Source organism: Lysinibacillus sp. NPDC097287, from assembly GCF_044761695.1.
GTDB lineage: Bacteria > Bacillota > Bacilli > Bacillales_A > Planococcaceae > Lysinibacillus.
The window spans coordinates 1-1101 of the sequence record NZ_JBIWCX010000080.1 but is presented as its reverse complement, the minus strand read 5'-3'; the positions used below and the strand labels follow the sequence as shown (position 1 = coordinate 1101).

Sequence of the window (1101 nt, the reverse complement as noted above, 5' to 3'; positions counted from 1 at the left end):
GAAGAACCGGTACACGAGGATTGTCCGTTCGCGTTCAGGCAGAGCGAGGAGCGCAGGCCGGAGGGTTTCGTGGTTGTGGATTCCGTCGAGCGCGGCGTCGTACTCGCCGAGCGTGTCTCCGATTGACGCCCCGTCGGGCGCAGTGACGGCGTCTAGCGATGCGGAATGATAGGAATCTCCGGCCGCCGCGATGTTCACGATGTCGGCCGGTTCGACACCCAGATCTGCCGCGAGCTCGGGGATCGTGGGCTCGCGACCGAGAGTCTGGGTGAGCGTGGCTCGCGACCTTTTGAGGCTTAGGTAATTCTCCTGGAGTGAGCGTGGAACTCGGACATCCCAACCCCGGTCACGAAAGTGCCTGCGCACCTCACCCATCATCGTCGGGACGGCAAAGGACAGAAAATCTTTACCTTTCGCAAGGTCGAAGCGATTGACTGCATTGACCAGACCCAGACTGGCGACTTGGACGAGATCCTCGTGTGACTGGCCTCGTCCTCGATACCGCCGGGCAATGTGATCGGCGAGGGGCAGACAGATTTCGATGATTTCGGTGCGAAGCCGTTCGAAATCGAGATCGTCGGCGGGCAGGGCGGCAAGGCGCACGAACAGAGCGGTGACCTCCGTGTACTCGTTGTCCTCGAGGCCGGGCGGGGTCACGAACCCGCCTGCAACGCCTTGGTGAGTGTGATCGTGGCCATCCAGTTTTTCTCTGGAAGGGTGGGCGGGACCTGCTCGAGGACTACGCCGTCGGCCAGAGTGTCAAGGACGTGCCATATGAAGGACGAGGTGCTCGTGGTGATCTGACCCGTCGTTGTCGTCGAGAGGATTACCTGCACAGTGGCGACGTTTCCGTCGAATGTGCACGTCAAGGTGCTGAAGGGGAGAGCACGGGAGATGAGAATGGTTGCAGCTTCGTCTGCCGCGAGGACCAGGTCTGACAACCTGCTCAGCGAGAGTGCATAGTGGGCGGCCACGGTCCGGATCAGTGATCGCAGTACTGGGAGTTGGTCAGGTGATGCGGAGACGGACAGTGAAGGTGTCGTTGCGGCCGGTGAAAGGATGGCCCGCTCGAAGGACGTCACGTGAGTGTGCTCCTGTACC

General features: G+C 61.2%; 2 protein-coding genes. Both read right to left on the bottom strand.

What is annotated here, in order from left to right; translation table 11 throughout:
- On the bottom strand, positions 1–657 hold a 657-nt coding region (locus ACIQ2D_RS22245; protein ID WP_402867449.1), incomplete at its 3' end, for a sigma-70 family RNA polymerase sigma factor.
- Positions 654–1101 (bottom strand): hypothetical protein (locus ACIQ2D_RS22240; protein ID WP_402867448.1); only part of this gene is annotated, 448 nt, incomplete at its 5' end. The genes ACIQ2D_RS22240 and ACIQ2D_RS22245, both read right to left, overlap by 4 nt.